This is a genomic window from uncultured Amaricoccus sp. (assembly GCF_937858865.1).
Taxonomy (GTDB): domain Bacteria; phylum Pseudomonadota; class Alphaproteobacteria; order Rhodobacterales; family Rhodobacteraceae; genus Amaricoccus.
Genome location: NZ_CALLYO010000115.1, coordinates 1 through 15,421, shown reverse-complemented (window position 1 = coordinate 15,421; position 15,421 = coordinate 1). Strand labels below are relative to the sequence as shown.

Below are 15,421 nucleotides of genomic sequence, written 5' to 3'. Positions count from 1 at the left end.
GCGGCGGCATCGTCTGACCGCCGCCCGCGCTTCACGAAGTTTTAACCCGACGAAATGCAGTTATCTCAATGACTTAAGTATAGTTTCGCGTGCGAAATCGCGATTCACCGCGTTTCGCACCCCTCGAATCCCTCCCGCTCCATCCAGTCGGCATAGACCCGCTCCACCTCGGCTCCGGGGGTCAGCGCCCCCTGCCAATCCTCCGCCGCCGGCCGCAGCACCAGCAGCCAGCCCTCGCCGTAGCAGTCGCGGTTGACCACCGCCGCCCCTCGCGCCAGCGCCTCGTTCACCGCCTCGACCCGCGCCGCGAAGCCGGCCCGCACCGAGCCCACCCACTTCGCGCTCTCGACCGTCGCCATCGCCCGCCCCGCCTCGACCGGCCGGCCGACCCGCTTCGGGGTGAAGATCAGCACCTCCCGCGCCAGCGCCACCCCGACCGGCGTCATCCCCGCCCGCACCAGCCCGTCGCCGAGCGGCAGGTACCAGACGTGATGCGGCACGTCGTAGAACCGATCCTCCGGAAACCGGCACCCGCGAACCGTCGCCATCAGTAGCTCAGCACCCGGCAGTCGTCGTCCATGATCCCCTGGATCATCGTCGCCGCCCCCATCAGCCCGCCGCACTCCGGGATCAGATCCGCCTCCCGCACCTCGAAGAGATCGAGGTTCGCCGGACAGGCCCAGAAGCGCGCCCCCGCGCCATGCGCCTCCCGGATCCAGTCGAGCACCGTCATCGGATGCCCCGGCTTCACGTGCAGCCCCTCCGCCACGCCCTTCACCATCAGCTTCCCCGCCGTCGCCGCGCAGACCACGTCCACCTCATAGTCCATCGCCGCCGCCACCGCCGCATGATAGAAGGGCGCCCCCAGCTCCTCCGGGTTGCGCGGGTCGGTATTGACCAGCACGATCATGAGCCGCCGGCTCATCCGGCCACCACCTCCGCCCCCAGCGCCCCGGCGATCGCCGCCGCCAGCGCGCCGGCCAGCGCCCCCGCCTCCGGCAGCGGCCCGAGCTCGGCCAGCGTCGCCACCGGCAGCGGCGGCAGCCCGAGCAGCTCCGCCATCTCCGCCGTGTCGGCCTCGACCAGCAGGCTCCCCTGATGCAGCAGGCTCGGCCCCTCGAAGGCCCCGCCGAAGCCCGCGACCTTGCGGCCCCCGACCGCCACCTCGCCCGGCGCGCGGAACTCCGCCGCGAAGCCGAGCTCCCGCAGCGCCGCCGCCACCCCTCCGCCGATCCCCGCCGCCGCCTCGTCGAGCGAGCCCCAGCGCCCGCGCGCCGCCACCAGGTCCCAGGCGAGGATCCCCGGCGCCATCGCCACCGCGCCGCCGCCGCTCACCCGCCGGACGATCGCCGCCCCGCGCCGCCGGCAGGCCTCGGGGTCGACCGCCGCCGCCACCTCCTGGCTGCGCCCGATCAGCACGCATTTCTCGTACCGGTGCAGCCGCAGCGTATCCGGCACCTCGCCGCGCCCGTGCGCCTCGATCAGCGCCGCGCTCAGCGCCACGTTCCTCCGCGCGTCGGCGAGGCCGGTGTCGAGCACGCGCAGCCGGGCGGCTGGGGTCACGGACGCCGTCACTGGGCCGGCACCTCCTCCACCTTCATCCGCCGCCCCTTGCGGTCGAAGAAATGCTCGCGATTCAGCACCGTCCGGTCGGCCAGGATCTCCTCCCCCAGGTCCTTGACCGCGATCCGCGCCGCCGCCTCGCCGAGCGGCCCGCCCGCCGCGTCCGCGCGCGGCGCGAAGACGGCCGCGTCCCACTCCGGCCCGCCGCCGTCGAGCAGGCGCGCGACGTCGGCCCACTCGAGGTCGGTGCCGATGACGTGGAACCAGCTCGAGCGGATCGGCGTGATGCTGAGCCCCCCGATCGCCACCACGACGACCAGCAGCGTGAACGGCCCCCGCCCGCCGAATTCCGCGGCGATCCAGGCGTCGAAGGTCACGGCCTCCCCGGGGTCAGACCTCGACAAGCGGCAGCTCCACCACTTCGCGCTCCATCAGCGCCAGGAAGGGCCCCCCGCGCGCCGCCGCATACCAGGCCTCGAAGGCGGCGAGCGCCGCCGCGGGATCGGCCGCGGGGTCGGGGTCGTCGCCGCCGGCGGCGGCCACCGCCTCGGCCACCGCGACGAAGCGCTCGGCCACCTCCCGGTTGGCCTCGGCGGCGCGGCCGAGCCCGCTCTCGCGGAAGAGCGTCTCGCGCCCGGCCTCCGCCACCGCCTCCGGCCCCTCGGCGCCGCGCACCGCCGATGCCGTGGCGCGCACGAGATTCAGCCGCCGCCAGGCGAAGGCGCGCGCCTCGCGCAGCTGGGCGGCGCGCCGGGCGGCTTCCTTCTGGAAGTCCTGCTCGGCGGTGCTCGCCGCCCGCGCGGTGGTGGCCAGCGTCTCGATGTAGCTCGCGATTGCGGTCTCGGTCATGCGCTCCCCCGGCGAACTGGCGGAAGAGAGTGGGAGTCGAACCCACCCGGGACCGTCTCACGGCCCCAACCGGATTTGAAGTCCGGCCGCCCCACCGGGGACGATTCTCCTCCAGGCTGCGCGGGCGCGGCGTCGCCGCCGGCCTCGCGCGGAAAGAGGTCGAGCCGCCGCGGATTGACGCGGCGGAGGTCGCCCCGGCGCAGCGTCACGCCGTGGCGGTCGAAGAACTCGAGGATCAGGATGGCGACCTTGCGGCCGTTGTCCAGCCGGTCGCGGAACTCAGCCGCGCTGAAGAGGCCGTGCGCGGCATCGAGCCCGGCGGCGATCCCGGCCATCTCGCCCACCACGTCGCGCAGGAAGAAATGGTCGTGGGCGATCTCGTGCAGCCGGCCCATGCGGGCGAGCAGCTTCAGCAGCCGGCGGATCTCCTCCTCCGGCTCGTCGAGGAGGCCGGCGATGTCGCGCACCCGCGGCGGGCGGAAGCGCGCCTCGCCGCCGAGCAGCGGCGCGACCTGGTCCCAGAGCTCCTCGTCGACCGGCGCGAGCCGCGCCTCGTGCCCGGCGAGGCGCACCCAGGCGCCGTCGAGCGCGATCCTTCCCTCGCGGGCCAGCCCCTGCAGCAGCGTGCGGAAGGCCGGCGCCGGCAGGCGCGGGTCGAGGCCGCCGCGCAGCCGCTCCATGCCGATCCCGGCGAGGTCGGGGTTCCCGGCGTGGAAGTCGGCCAGCGCGGCGAGGAGGTCGCGCACCAGCCGCCCGGCCGTCTCCTCCGAGAGCGCCACGCCCCCGACGCGGACGAGCCCGGCGAGCGCCTCGGGCCCGAGGCCGTGGTCGCGGGCGAAGGCCTCGGCGTCGACCTGCCAGGGCGGGCGGGAGAGCAGCGTCGCGAGGGCGGCCGCCGGGTCGGGCAGCGCCAGCGCCTCGAGCTGCGCCAGCCGCTCCGGGCCACGGCGCCGGCGGGCGGGGGCGCGGAGATCGAGCAGCCGCCCGCCGCCGAGGGTCCGCTGGGCGCTGGTGTCGCGAATGACGAAGCGGTCGCCGGCCAGCGCGGCGATCGGCCGGTCGAGGACGAGCTGGGCGAACCCCTCCGTGCCGGGCGCGATCGGGTCGCCGAGGAGGACGACGCGCGCCGTCACCTCGGCCGAACCGTGGTGGAGGTGGACGGGCAGCCACTGGCCGACCGGACGCGCCTCCGACGCCAGCAGGCGCAGGCGCACGTCGACCCGGTCGGTCGGCGCGTGCAGGCCGGGCGCGAGGATCACGTCGCCGCGGCGGAGCGTGTCCTTGCCAACGCCCTCGCCGACGAGGTTGAGCGCGCAGCGGTCGCCCGGGCCGCCGCGCTCGGCCCTGCGGTTCTGCGCATGCAGGCCGCGCACCCGCACCTCGAGCCCGGAGGGGCTGGCGCGCAGCCGGTCGCCCGCCGCCACATGGCCCGACAGGACGGTCCCGGTGACGATGGTGCCCGAGCCCGGCAGCGTGAAGGCGCGATCGACGGCGAGCCGGAAGGGCGCCTCGGCCGGCTTGGCGAGCACGCCCCGGTCGGCGCGGAGCAGCCGCGCGCGCAGCGTCTCGACGCCCTCCCCGGTCACCGAGGAGACGGGAACGATCTCCGCCCCCTCGAGGCCGGTGCCGAGAAGCGCATTGGCGATGCCGTTCCGCGCCGCCGCGATGCGGTCCGGGTCGGCGGCGTCGATCTTGGTCAGCGCGACCAGGCCGCGATCGAGGCCGAGCAGGTCGAGGATCGCCAGATGCTCGCGGGTCTGCGGCATCACCCCGTCGTCGGCGGCGACGACGACGAGCGCGAAGTCGATGCCGCTCGCGCCGGCGAGCATGTTGTGGATGAGCCGCTCGTGGCCCGGCACGTCGACGAAGCCGATCACCGCCCCGTCCGTCGCCGGCATGTAGGCGAAGCCGAGATCGAGCGTGATGCCGCGCGCCTTCTCCTCCTTGAGCCGGTCGGTATCGGTGCCGGTCAGCGCCCGCACCAGGCTCGTCTTGCCGTGGTCGATATGGCCGGCGGTCCCCACGATCATCGCGCGGGCTCCGGCAGCGGGAGCGGCGCGTCGGCCTCGCGGCGGGCGCGGCCGGCCTCCTCCGGGGCGAGCGCGTCCTCGGCGGCGCGCAGGAAGGGATAGGCGAGCTCGCTGCCGCCGGCGTGGGCGCGCAGCAGCCAGACGAAGCCGGCATAGCGGTCGCGCGGCACGCCCTGGCCCATGTGCAGCGCCGCCCCCAGCATCGCCTGGGCGTCCGCCTCGCCGAGCGCCGCGGCCTTCGCCCACCAGCGGGCGGCAGCGGCCGGATCGCGCGGCACCCCGAGCGCATTGTGATGGATCATGCCGAGCCGGGTCATCGCCGGCGCGTTGCCCTGGGCGGCGGCCGCCTCGGCCAGGCGGCGCGCCTCGCCCGGGTCGGGCGGCACGATCTCCCCCTCGAGCAGCATCCAGCTCAGCATGTCCTCGGCCTCGGCGTCGCCCGCCTCGGCCGCCTGGCGGTAGAGCGCCGCGGCGCGCCACGGATCCTCCGGCACGCCATCGCCCCGGAAGTAGGCGTGCGCGAGATTGCGCCGCCCGGCCGCGTCCCCGGCCTCGGCGGCGAGCGTCAGCCACTTCACCGCCAGCGCCGGGTCGCGCCCGACCCCGAGCCCGCCGGCGAAGCAGGCGCCGACGTTGTTCTGCGCCCGGGCGTTCCCGGCATGCGCCAGCGGCCCCCAGATGGCGAGCGCCGCCGCGTAGTCGCCCCTGGCTGCCGCCGCGTCGGCGGCTGCCATCGGGTCCTCGGGCGGCCTTTCCCCGCGCAGCCGGCTGATCCAGCTCATGGCGCGGCGAGGTTCGCGAGGAACCCCCGCGGGTCCTCGAGACAGCGGAGGTCGAGCAGCAGCGCCCCGTCGGCGATGCGCCCGATCACCGGCACCGGCAGCGCCCGGAGACGCGCGGCGAGCGCATCCGGCGCAGCGCCGCGGAGCGCCAGCCCCGCGCTCGCGATCTCCTCGAGCGGCAGCGCCCCCGAGCCGACCTGGCTCGCGCAGTCGACGACCGCCGCCTCGACCCCGAGGGCCGCCGCCACCGCCGGCGCGAGTTCCCGCGCCAGGGTGGCGATCTCCTCCTTCGGCCGGGCGATGAGGCGCAGCGTCGGCAGCCGCGCCACCAGGCGGTCGGGATCGAGGTAGAGGCGCAGCGTCGCCTCGAGCGCGGCGAGGCGGATCTTGTCGAGCCGCATCGCCCGCTTCATCGGGTTGCGGTTGATCCGCGCGATCAGCGCCGCCCGGCCGACGATGAAGCCGGCCTGCGGCCCGCCGAGCAGCTTGTCGCCCGAGAAGGTGACGAGATCGGCCCCCTCGGCCACCGCCTCGGCCACGGTCGGCTCGCGGGCGAGCCCGAAGCCCGAGAGATCGACCAGGCTGCCCGAGCCGAGGTCGTTGACGAGCGGCACCCCCGCCGCGCCGGCGATCCCGGCGAGCACCCGCGCCGGCACCTCGGCGACGAAGCCCTCTATGCGGTAGTTCGATGTGTGGACCTTGAGGATCACCCCGGTCTCCGGCCCGATCGCGCCGCGATAGTCCTTCTGGTGCGTGCGGTTGGTGGTGCCGACCTCGACCAGCCGGCTGCCGGCGCGGGCCATGATCTCCGGCATGCGGAAGGCGCCGCCGATCTCGATCAGCTCGCCCCGCGACACGATCGCCTCCCGCCCCTCGGCCAGCGTGTTGAGCGCGAGGAGCACCGCGGCGGCATTGTTGTTGACGACGGTGGCGTCCTCGGCGCCGGTCAGCTCGCAGAGCAGCTCGCGCAGCACCCCGTCCCGCTCGCCGCGCCGCCCGCCGCCGAGATCGTATTCGAGCGCGAGCGCCTGCCGCATGGCAGTGACGGCGGCCTCGACCGCCTCCTCGGCGAGCAGCGCGCGGCCGAGGTTGGTGTGCAGGATGGTGCCGGTCAGGTTGAAGACCGGCCGCACCTTCGGCCGCCGCGCCGCCTCGAGCCTGAGCCCCGCCGCCGCGGCGATCGCCGCCGGCGTCGCGCCCTCGCCCCCGGTCGCCCGCGCCTCCGCCAGCGCCAGGCGCACAGCCTTGACCGTCTGGCTGCGTCCGTGGCGCGCGACGGCGGCCTCCGCCTCCGGCGTGCGCAACACGCGGTCGACGGCCGGGAGCCGGCGCAGCGCGGAGCCGTCCGCCCCCATCAGTAGCCGATGAGGAAGGGGTTGACCGCGCCGCGGCGGAAGCCGAGCTCCTTGACCAGGAGATCGAGCCCGAGCGTCGCCACGTCGTCGGCGATCGGGTCGAGCTCCGGCTCCCGCTCCTGGTAGAGCACCTTCACGTAGCCGTGGCAGGTCTCGCAGACCTCGGCCTTGACGAGGCCCCCGGCCCCGTCGATCTCGCGGAAGGAGACCTTCGCGGTCGAGCCGCAGAGCGTGCACTTGGCGCGCACGTAGTTCCAGAGCGTGCCGCAGGTCGAGCAGGAGCAGAAGCGCGTCCCTGGGTTGCGCGTCCAGCCGACGACCAGGCTCGCCGACGGCGGCCCGCCGCAGGCCGGGCAGACGCCGTCGCCCACCGCCTGCAGCCGCCCGGCATCGAGCGCGGCGGCGGCCCGGGCGAAATGCACCTGCATCGCCGCCGCGACCAGCGCGTGCTCGGCCACCGCCTCGAACGGAACGGCGTCCCCGAGCACGTTGGCGATCATCTCGCCCCGCTCGGCCTCGCCGGCGCCCTTCACCCGCTCGACGGCGGCGCGGGCGTTCGGTGGCATCTCGAGCCCGTCGAGCGCCGCGAGCAGCCGGTCGATCAGCACCATGGTCTCGGGACCGGGCACGAAGCCCGCCCGGTCGAGCGGCGGCATGGCGTGGCGATGGGCGCGCTCGAGCGCCTCGGGCGCCGGCATCGCCGGCGGATCGAGCCCCTCGCCGGCCGCATGCTGCGCCTCGGCGAGCCCGGCGAGAAAGCGGAGGAAGGGCGCCAGCTCGTGGCCGTCCGCCAGCTTGCGGTAGCGCGCCGCCCGGCGGCGGAAGATCGCGTCCGGGTCGGGCAGCCGGGCGAAGGGCGGCTTCGGGATGACGCCGATGGCGGACGGATCGGCTTCCGGCAGAACTGGCTTGCTCATTCAATCCTCACGAACCGCACGGGCCACGTGGTGTGCCGGCCTTCGAATTGGACGGGCGCGCCGGCGGACCGGCGCGCCGGTTTCTCTCGCGCTACTTCTCGGGCGCGGTCGTCGGCGGCAGCGTCTTGCCGGTGACCACCTCGCGCAGCCAGCGGCGATGGTGGCGCCAGGCCCAGCCGCCGGTCACCTTGCCGCGGGTCATCGCGTTGATCGTGCCCCGCACCCAGATCGCCGCATAGACGTGCACGATCCAGAGGCAGATGGCGACGATCGCCGCCAGCGCGTGCACCAGCACCGCCGCCCGCTTCTGGTCCACCGTGAACCGGTCGCCGAAGTACTGCTGCCAGGTCACGATGCCGCTCAGGAACAGGACGAGGATGGTGATCGACATCAGCCAGAAGTAGAGCTTCTGCCCGGCATTGTACTTGCCGACCTCCGGCAGCTTCTCCTCCTTGCCCGCGAGCACCTCGCCCGGCTTGCCGAGCCAGGCGCTGTCGCCGCGGTCGAAGAAATTGAGCCGCCAGAAGCGCAGGAAGAGACCCGCGAAGCTCACGAACATCACCACCCCGATCCAGGGATGGAGGAACCGCGTCATCTGCCCGCCGCCGAAGAGGCCGGTCAGGAAGAAGAGGCTCGGGTGGAAGAGCGCGAGCCCGGAGAGCGCCAGGAGCACGAGGCAGATGGCGGTCAGCCAGTGGTTCATGCGCGCCGGCACGGTGTAGCGGTCGACGATCACCGGGTTGCCCGGATGCACCGCGTCGCCGCGCGCGACGTCGCGGGGACGATCCGCGCTCATTTCTCCCCCCTTTCCGTCAGCCGCCGCGCGGCTTCCTCGTCATGCTCGCTGACCCGGTTCGCGCCGGTCACGAGATGATGCAGGAAGCCGATGGCGGCGAAGGCGCCGATCGCGGTGAGCCCGGCGTACTTGGTCACGCCCTTCCAGGCCTCGACCACCGGGCTGATCCGCGGATCCCTCGGCAGCCCGGCATAGAGCTCCGGCCGGTCGGCATGCTGCAGCACGTACATGACGTGCGTGCCCCCCACCCCCGGCGGGTCGTAGAGCCCGGCGTTGGCGAAGCCGCGCGCCTTCAGGTCCTCGATCCGCCCGGCGGCCCACTCCTTCATCTCGTCCTTGGTGCCGAAGACGATGGCCTGGGTCGGGCAGGCCTTGGCACAGGCCGGCCCCTGGCCGACCGCGACGCGGTCGACGCAGAGCGTGCACTTGTAGGCCTTGCGGTCGCGCACGTTCGAGAGCCGCGGGATGTTGAACGGGCAGCCCTTCACGCAGTAGCCGCAGCCGATGCAGTTCTCGTGCACGAAATCGACGATGCCGTTCGAATACTGCACGATCGCCCCCGGCGCCGGGCAGGCCTTCAGGCAGCCCGGATCCTCGCAGTGCATGCAGCCGTCCTTGCGGATCAGCCACTCGAGGTTGCCGCTCTCGGGGTTCTCCCACTCGGTGAAGCGCATCAGCGTGTAGCTGTTCTCGGTCAGGTCCGGCGGGTTGGTCATCACCCCGACGTTGCTGCCGATCTCCTCGGTCAGCTCGTTCCATTCGAGGCAGGCCGCCTGGCAGGCCTTGCAGCCGATGCACTTCGAGACGTCGATGAGCTTGGCCACCTCGGTCTGCCGCTCGGCCGGACGCTCGATCGTCGAGGCCGAGCGCCGCCAGAGATCGGCCTCGCCGAACGTCGGTGCGACGGGCTCGGTGCTGGGGTTCGGAATCGGTGGGAACATCTCTACCTCCTCCTCACGCCACCGGCCCGGCGATGGGCTCGATATCGACCAGGAAGGCCTTGAACTCCGGCGTCATCGCGTTGGCGTCGCCCACCGGCGGCGTCAGCGAGTTGATCGGAGACGCCTTCTTGGTCAGACCGATGAAGCCGAAGTTGAGCGGCAGCCCGACCTGGTGGACGGTCTTGCCGTCGATGGTGAGCGGGATCATCCGCTTGGTCACCATCGCCCTCCCCTTCACCTCGCCGCGGTTCGACCAGACCCGGACCATCTGGCCGAGCTGGATGCCCTTCTCCTTCGCCAGCTGCTCGGACATCTCCACGAAGAACTCGGGCTGCAGCACCGCGTTGATGTGCACGCTCTTCGTCCAGTAGTGGAAATGCTCGGTGAGCCGGTAGGTGGTCGCGACGATCGGGAACTCCTCGGCGGTGCCGAAGATCTCCATGTCGTTGTTGAACACCCGCGACACCGGGTTGCCCCTGACCTTGGGGAAGATCGGGTTGGTCACCGGCGACTCGAAGGGCTCGTAGTGGACCGGGAACGGACCGTCCGTCATCAGGCCGCGGACCCAGAGGCGCGAGACCCCCTCCGCGTTCATGATGAAGGGGCCGGTCGCCCGCTCCGGCGGGATGGTCGGCACATAGTCCGGGATGTCCGGGCCCGACCAGCGGGTGCCGTCCCAGTACATGTACTTCTTCCGCTCGCTCCAGGGCTTGCCCTGCGGATCGGCCGAAGCGCGGTTGTACTGGATGCGGCGGTTGGCCGGCCAGGAGAAGCCCCACTCGCCATAGACCCCGAGCCCCGACGGATCGGTGTTCTCGCGGCGCATGGCGAAGTTGCCCTTCGGCCCGTAGACGCCGGTGTAGATCCACATCGAGCCGTCGGTCGAGCCGTCGTCGCGCATCTCGCCGAACGAGGCGAGCATCTCGCCGGCGCGGCGGACGACGTTGCCCTCGGCGTCCTTCACGTCGGCGAGCGCCTTGCCGTTGAGCTCCCGCAGCAGCTCGTCCGGATCCGGATGCGCCGGATCGGCATAGCTCCAGTCGATCGCCATCAGCGGCTCGACCCCGCTGCCCCCCTCCTGCTCGTAGAGCGCGCGGATGCGGCTGAAGAGGTCGCTCAGGATCTCGATGTCGGTGCGCGACTGGCCCACCGGATCGGCCGCCTGCCACTTCCACTGGATGCAGCGGCTGGAGTTGGTGAGGCTCCCGTGCTCCTCGGCGAAGGACGTCACCGGCAGCATGAAGACCTCGGTCTGGATCGACGCCGTGTCGACGTCGTTGTACTCGCCGTGGTTCTCCCAGAAGCGCACCGTGTCGGTCTCGATCGGGTCCATGCTGACCAGGAACTTCAGCTTGGACAGCGCCGCGACGCTCTTGCCCGAGTAGGCGATCGACATCAGCGGGTTGAAGCCCTGGCAGAGCAGGCCCGTCGTCTTGCCCTGGTGCATGACGTCGAACATCTTCAGCGCGTCATACGCCTGGTCGAGCTTGGGCAGCCACTGGTAGCCGAACTCGTTCTCCGGCGTCGCCTTCGCCCCGAAGTAGCTCTTCAGGAAGCTGACGTAGAAGCGCGGGTAGTTCTGCCAGTAGCTGGTCTGGTTCGGCAGGAGCGGCGTGAAGGTCCGGCTGGCGAGATGCGAGGCGAGCGTCGGCTCGCTGTCGCGCGGCAGCGCCAGATAGCCCGGGATCGACGCCGTGAGCGTGCCCACGTCGGTGATGCCCTGCACGTTGGAGTGGCCGCGCAGCGCGTTCACCCCGCCGCCCGGGACGCCGATGTTGCCGCAGAGCAGCTGGATCATCGCCGCGGTGCGGATGTTCTGCGCCCCGCTCGAATGCTGCGTCCAGCCGAGGGCGTACATGATCGTCATCGCCTTCTCGCCGTTGGCGGTCTCGGCGACCCATTCGGCGACCTTCAGGAACTTGTCCTTCGGCGTGCCGCTGACCCGCTCCACCATCTCCGGCGTATAGGGCTCGAAATGCTTCTTCATCAGCTGGAAGACGCAGCGCGGATGCTGCAGCGTCATGTCCCGCTCGGCGAAGCCGTCCGGTCCGATCACGTATTCCCACGAGCCGCGGTCGTAGCTCCGCTTCGACTCGTCGTAGCCGGAGAAGAGCCCCTCCTCGGCGTCGAACTCGAAGTCGTCGCGCACGATGAACGCCGCGTTGGTGTAGTTGCGCACGTACTCGTGGTGGATCTTGTCGTTGCTGAGCAGGTAGTTGACCACGCCCGAGAGGAAGGCGATGTCGCTGCCCGCCCGGATCGGCGCATAATGGTCCGCGACCGCGGCCGACCGGTTGAAGCGCGGGTCGACCACCATGAGCTTGGCACCGTTGTTGTGCTTCGCCTCGGTGACCCACTTGAAGCCGCAGGGATGCGCTTCCGCCGCATTCCCGCCCATGATCCAGACGAGATCGGTGTTACCGATGTCCGTCCAGCTGTTCGTCATTGCACCGCGACCGAATGATGGGCCCAAACTGGACACCGTCGGTCCGTGTCAAATCCTCGCCTGGTTCTCGATCTGCAGCATCCCGAGACCGCGGGCGACCTTGAAGGTCAGCCAGCCCGTCTCGTTGGTGACCGAGCTCCCCGAGAGGAAGCCCATCGACGACCAGCGGTTGACGGTGACGCCGTCGTTGTTGGTCTCGACGAAGTTGGCGTCGCGGTCGTCCTTCATCAGCCGCGCGATGCGCTCCATCGCGAAGTCCCAGCTGACTTCCTCGAACTCGCTCGCGCCGGGCTTGCGGTACATCGGCGCCTTCACCCGCTTCGGCGAGCGGATGTAGTCGATCGCCGCCGCGCCCTTCGGGCAGAGCGTGCCGCGGTTGACCGGATTGTCGGCGTCGCCCTCGATGTGGACGACCTCCATCTTGCCCGGCTCGCTCTTGCTCTCGGCCGAGTAGATCATCATCCCGCAGCAGACCGCACAGTAGGGGCAGCTGCTGCGCGCCTCGACGGTCTTGGCCAGGCGGAAGGCCTTCACGGCGGCGGCGTGCGCCGCCTCGACTCCGTCGAAGCCGAACGCTCCGAGCGTCGTCGCTGCCACACCCGCGCCGGCCCCCCCTAGGAACGCCCGACGCGTGAGGTCAATGTTCATGAGCTCCTCCCTGGCAAGCTTCGCTGGGTCGGTTTTCCGACGTCTGCAAACAAGCCTAGGTCAAACAGGTTTGGGAATCAACTTCCTCGATACCGATTATGGCAGGATCGCCCGAAAGTGCCGGAATTCCCCCGGCACGGGTGGCGGAAAGCCGGCCGGGCCCCCCTGTCCGGCGGCCGTCCGAGCGCCTCCGCGGCTCGCGGATTGCTGCACTTTTGCTGCGCAGCATTTTCCTCGCTCCCGCGGGTCGACGGACGGGACACGGACGGGGCTCAGCCCTCCACGCGCACCCCCGCCGCGCCGGCCTCGACCCGGCCGATAAGGCGCGCGCTGGCGAAGCCCGCCGCGCGGATCTCGCCGAGCAGGTCGTCCGCCTGCGCCGGGTCGCAGGCGATGAGCAGCCCGCCGGAGGTCTGCGGATCGGTCAGGATCTGCCGCCGCCAGTCCGGCATCCCGCCGGGCAGCGCCACCGCCTGCCCGTAGCTCGCCCAGTTGCGCCCCGAGGCGCCGGTGACCCGGCCCTGCCGCGCCAGCGCCTCGGCGGCGTCGAAGAGCGGCACGGCCGCATCCTCGATCACCAGCGTCGCCGCCGACGCCCGCGCCATCTCGAGCGCGTGCCCGAGCAGGCCGAAGCCGGTGACGTCGGTGACGGCATGCACCGCCGGATCCCGGCCGAGTTCGCCCCCGATGCGGTTGAGCTGCGTCGTCGAGGCGATGAACTCGGCATAGCCCGCCGCCGGCAGCGCCTGCTTCTTGATCGCCGCCGAATAGATGCCGACCCCGATCGCCTTGGTGAGGATCAGCGCGTCCCCCGGCCGCGCCCCGGCGTTGCGCCGCACCTCCTCCGGCCGGCAGAGGCCGATGGCGACGAGGCCGTAGATCGGCTCCGGCGCATCGATCGAATGCCCGCCCGCGACCGGGATCCCCGCCGCGGCGCAGACCTCCGCCCCGCCCTCGAGGATCGCCCGGATCGTCGCCGCCGGCAGCCTGTCGATCGGCATGCCGAGCACCGCCAGCGCCAGCACCGGCCGCCCGCCCATGGCGTAGACGTCCGAGAGCGCGTTCGTCGCCGCGATGCGGCCGAAGTCGCGCGGATCGTCGACCATCGGCATGAAGAAGTCGGTCGTCGCGACGAGGCAGGTCGCCGCGTCGATCTGCCAGACCGCCGCGTCGTCGCCGGTCTCGGTGCCGACGAGGAGCTGCGAGAAGGCGGCCGTTCGCGGCTGGCCCGACAGCAGGTCCTGCAGCACCGCCGGCGCCAGCTTGCAGCCGCAGCCGCCGCCATGCGCGAGGCTGGTCAGCCTCGGTTCCTCCGCGACCACGTCCGCCATGCCAGCTCTCCTCGGCCCTCGCCCCAGCATCGGCGGGGGCCTCCGAGATTGTCAACAGCACGACGTTGACAGGCCGAAGCGCCCTCGGCCATGATGCGGGCCGTGGCATTCGACGCGGCTCCCGAGGCTCGGGGCGTCCTTCATCCCTCCCGGCTGGCCGAAGCCTTCGCGGCACTTTTCGTCCTGCTCGCCGCCGGCGCGAACGCCGCCGAGCTGCGCGAGCCGACCGGCCCGGCCGGCCCCGCCTTCACCCTGAGCGCGGTCGGCGGCGGCAGCCTCGGGCCGGGCGACTTCGCCGGGCGGCCCCTCGTCATCCATTTCTTCGCCACCTGGTGCGCGCCCTGCGTCGAGGAGCTCGGCGCGCTCGACCGGATGGCCGCCGCCGGCCGGATCGCCGTCCTCGCCATCGACGTCGGCGAGGTCGAGGCGCGCGTCGCCCGCTTCCTCGAGGCGCACCCGGTCGGCTTCCCCGTCGTCCTCGACCCGGACCGCAAGGTGACGCGCGGCTGGGGCGTCGTGGCGCTGCCGTCGAGCTTCGTCCTCGACGGGGAGCAGCGGATCGTGGGCTTCGTGGAGGGCGATCTCGGCTGGGACGCGCCCGCCGTCGCCGCGCGGCTCGACGAGCTTATCGGAAACAGGGAGGAAAAAGCCGATGATCAGCCGACGTGACTTCATGGCGAGCGCCGCGGCCACGGCCGCGGCGGCCTTCGCCGCACCCGGGCTCCTGCGCGCCGCGCCGGTCTTCGACCCGCAGCCGGGGCCGTGGCGGACCTTCACCGTCACCACCCGGCTCGACCTCGCCGCCGGGACGGGCGGGGCGCAGGCCTGGGTGCCGCTGCCGTCGATCGCGCAGGACGACTGGGTCCAGCCCGAGGACGACGCCTGGACCGGGAACGCCGCCACCGCCGAGGTCGTCACCGACCCGCGCTACGGCGCGCGGATGCTGCGCGCGACCTTCGCCGGCGACGAGCCGCCCCTCATCGAGGTGACGAGCCGCTTCCGCTCGCGCGACCGGGCGGGCAAGGGCACCGCCCTGCCGCTCGGCGAGGCTGAGCGTCAGCTCTACCTGGCGCCGACCGACCTGCTGCCGACCGACGGCATCGTCGCCGAGACCGCCGCCCGGATCACCGCCGGGGCCGAGAGCGACGGGGCCAAGGCGCGGGCGATCTACGACTGGGTGGTGGAGAATACCGAGCGCGTCGCGGCGGTGCGCGGCTGCGGCATCGGCGACGTGGCGAGCATGCTCGCCTCGGGCAACCTCGGCGGCAAGTGCGCCGACCTCAACGCGCTCTTCGTGGCGCTGGCCCGCGCCTCGGGCCTCCCGGCGCGCGACCTCTACGGCATCCGCGTCGCGCCCTCGGCCTTCGGCTACGCCAGCCTCGGGGCGAAGAACGAGACGATCACCAAGGCGCAGCACTGCCGGGCCGAGGTCTACCTGGCCGAGACCGGCTGGACCCCGGTCGATCCCGCCGACGTGCGCAAGGTGGTGCTCGAGGAGCCGCCGGGCGACAACGCCCTCGACAGCCCCGTCGTCGTCGCCGCGCGCGAAAAGCTCTTCGGCGCCTGGGAGGGCAACTGGATGCCCTACAACGACGCCCACGACCTGACGCTGCCCGGCTCGGCGCACCAGGTCGCCTTCCTGATGTACCCGCAGGCCGAGGTCGCCGGCATGCTGCTCGACTGCCTCGACCCCGACACCTTCCGCTACGGCATCACCGTCGCCGAAGCCTGACCCCCGCGGCGGGCGGCCCCGGCCGCCCGCC

The 15,421-nt window shown here is 72.6% G+C and carries 14 protein-coding genes, 1 tRNA gene and 1 pseudogene; 2 read left to right on the top strand and 14 right to left on the bottom strand.

The window, feature by feature from the left end:
* Positions 1 to 104 precede the first annotated feature (104 nt).
* The 14 genes and pseudogenes from Q0112_RS03170 to selD form a co-directional block, all read right to left on the bottom strand.
* Complete coding sequence (locus tag Q0112_RS03170; protein ID WP_297971295.1) at positions 105 to 548, bottom strand: glycine cleavage system protein H; 444 nt, start codon at positions 546 to 548, stop codon at positions 105 to 107.
* Positions 548 to 925: a DsrE/DsrF/DrsH-like family protein gene (locus Q0112_RS03165; protein WP_297971292.1), complete on the bottom strand. Its 378-nt coding sequence runs from the start codon at positions 923 to 925 to the stop codon at positions 548 to 550. The genes Q0112_RS03170 and Q0112_RS03165 overlap by 1 nt, the downstream gene beginning before the upstream one ends.
* Positions 922 to 1,563: a hypothetical protein gene (locus Q0112_RS03160; protein ID WP_297971289.1), complete on the bottom strand. Its 642-nt coding sequence runs from the start codon at positions 1,561 to 1,563 to the stop codon at positions 922 to 924. Before Q0112_RS03160 ends, Q0112_RS03165 begins: the two co-directional genes overlap by 4 nt.
* Before the next feature lie 8 nt (positions 1,564 to 1,571).
* Positions 1,572 to 1,940 (bottom strand): hypothetical protein, encoded by a 369-nt coding sequence (locus tag Q0112_RS03155; RefSeq protein WP_297971287.1) that lies wholly within the window; start codon positions 1,938 to 1,940, stop codon positions 1,572 to 1,574.
* 13 nt (positions 1,941 to 1,953) lie between these two features.
* Positions 1,954 to 2,412 (bottom strand): hypothetical protein, encoded by a 459-nt coding sequence (locus tag Q0112_RS03150; protein ID WP_297971285.1) that lies wholly within the window; start codon positions 2,410 to 2,412, stop codon positions 1,954 to 1,956.
* 17 nt (positions 2,413 to 2,429) lie between these two features.
* Positions 2,430 to 2,525 (bottom strand) — tRNA-Sec (locus Q0112_RS03145).
* Between the two features lie 126 nt (positions 2,526 to 2,651).
* Positions 2,652 to 4,442 (bottom strand): annotated as a pseudogene (gene selB, locus Q0112_RS03140) (selenocysteine-specific translation elongation factor); the annotation flags it as partial.
* On the bottom strand, positions 4,439 to 5,176 hold the full coding sequence (locus tag Q0112_RS03135; protein WP_297971282.1) for a tetratricopeptide repeat protein: 738 nt from the start codon (positions 5,174 to 5,176) through the stop codon (positions 4,439 to 4,441). The gene Q0112_RS03135 and the pseudogene selB, both read right to left, overlap by 4 nt.
* Positions 5,177 to 5,220: 44 nt before the next feature.
* On the bottom strand, positions 5,221 to 6,579 hold the full coding sequence (gene selA / locus Q0112_RS03130) for an L-seryl-tRNA(Sec) selenium transferase (protein ID WP_297971279.1): 1,359 nt from the start codon (positions 6,577 to 6,579) through the stop codon (positions 5,221 to 5,223).
* Positions 6,579 to 7,496, bottom strand: a complete 918-nt coding sequence (gene fdhE / locus Q0112_RS03125; protein ID WP_297971277.1) for a formate dehydrogenase accessory protein FdhE — start codon at positions 7,494 to 7,496, stop codon at positions 6,579 to 6,581. The genes selA and fdhE overlap by 1 nt, the downstream gene beginning before the upstream one ends.
* 91 nt (positions 7,497 to 7,587) lie before the next feature.
* Positions 7,588 to 8,292: a formate dehydrogenase subunit gamma gene (locus tag Q0112_RS03120; protein WP_297971273.1), complete on the bottom strand. Its 705-nt coding sequence runs from the start codon at positions 8,290 to 8,292 to the stop codon at positions 7,588 to 7,590.
* The gene (gene fdxH, locus Q0112_RS03115; RefSeq protein ID WP_297971271.1) at positions 8,289 to 9,233 is read right to left on the bottom strand and encodes a formate dehydrogenase subunit beta; all 945 of its coding nucleotides are present in this window, start codon (positions 9,231 to 9,233) and stop codon (positions 8,289 to 8,291) included. Before fdxH ends, Q0112_RS03120 begins: the two co-directional genes overlap by 4 nt.
* Positions 9,234 to 9,246: 13 nt before the next feature.
* Positions 9,247 to 12,327 carry a formate dehydrogenase-N subunit alpha gene (gene fdnG / locus Q0112_RS03110; protein WP_297971268.1) on the bottom strand — a complete coding sequence of 1,027 codons (3,081 nt, stop codon included), beginning with the start codon at positions 12,325 to 12,327 and terminating at the stop codon, positions 9,247 to 9,249.
* A 272-nt stretch (positions 12,328 to 12,599) separates the two neighbouring features.
* Positions 12,600 to 13,658, bottom strand: a complete 1,059-nt coding sequence (gene selD, locus Q0112_RS03105; RefSeq protein ID WP_297971265.1) for a selenide, water dikinase SelD — start codon at positions 13,656 to 13,658, stop codon at positions 12,600 to 12,602.
* 102 nt (positions 13,659 to 13,760) lie between these two features.
* Here selD and Q0112_RS03100 point away from each other — a divergent pair, with 102 nt between their 5' ends.
* The gene (locus Q0112_RS03100; RefSeq protein ID WP_297971262.1) at positions 13,761 to 14,327 is read left to right on the top strand and encodes a TlpA disulfide reductase family protein; all 567 of its coding nucleotides are present in this window, start codon (positions 13,761 to 13,763) and stop codon (positions 14,325 to 14,327) included.
* Positions 14,311 to 15,390, top strand: coding sequence for a transglutaminase-like domain-containing protein (locus tag Q0112_RS03095; RefSeq protein ID WP_297971259.1), 1,080 nt, complete (start codon positions 14,311 to 14,313; stop codon positions 15,388 to 15,390). Before Q0112_RS03100 ends, Q0112_RS03095 begins: the two co-directional genes overlap by 17 nt.
* The last annotated feature ends 31 nt before the right edge of the window (positions 15,391 to 15,421 follow it).

Bases quoted from the DNA above. Each gene is read 5' to 3' on its own strand.
- Q0112_RS03170 (WP_297971295.1), bottom strand. From the start codon at position 548: ATGGCGACGGTTCGCGGGTGCCGGTTTCCGGAGGATCGGTTCTACGAC.
- Q0112_RS03165 (WP_297971292.1), bottom strand. From the start codon at position 925: ATGAGCCGGCGGCTCATGATCGTGCTGGTCAATACCGACCCGCGCAAC.
- Q0112_RS03150 (WP_297971285.1), bottom strand. From the start codon at position 2,412: ATGACCGAGACCGCAATCGCGAGCTACATCGAGACGCTGGCCACCACC.
- Q0112_RS03135 (WP_297971282.1), bottom strand. From the start codon at position 5,176: ATGGCAGCCGCCGACGCGGCGGCAGCCAGGGGCGACTACGCGGCGGCG.
- selA (WP_297971279.1), bottom strand. From the start codon at position 6,579: ATGGGGGCGGACGGCTCCGCGCTGCGCCGGCTCCCGGCCGTCGACCGC.
- fdhE (WP_297971277.1), bottom strand. From the start codon at position 7,496: ATGAGCAAGCCAGTTCTGCCGGAAGCCGATCCGTCCGCCATCGGCGTC.
- Q0112_RS03120 (WP_297971273.1), bottom strand. From the start codon at position 8,292: ATGAGCGCGGATCGTCCCCGCGACGTCGCGCGCGGCGACGCGGTGCAT.
- fdxH (WP_297971271.1), bottom strand. From the start codon at position 9,233: ATGTTCCCACCGATTCCGAACCCCAGCACCGAGCCCGTCGCACCGACG.
- selD (WP_297971265.1), bottom strand. From the start codon at position 13,658: ATGGCGGACGTGGTCGCGGAGGAACCGAGGCTGACCAGCCTCGCGCAT.
- Q0112_RS03095 (WP_297971259.1), top strand. From the start codon at position 14,311: ATGATCAGCCGACGTGACTTCATGGCGAGCGCCGCGGCCACGGCCGCG.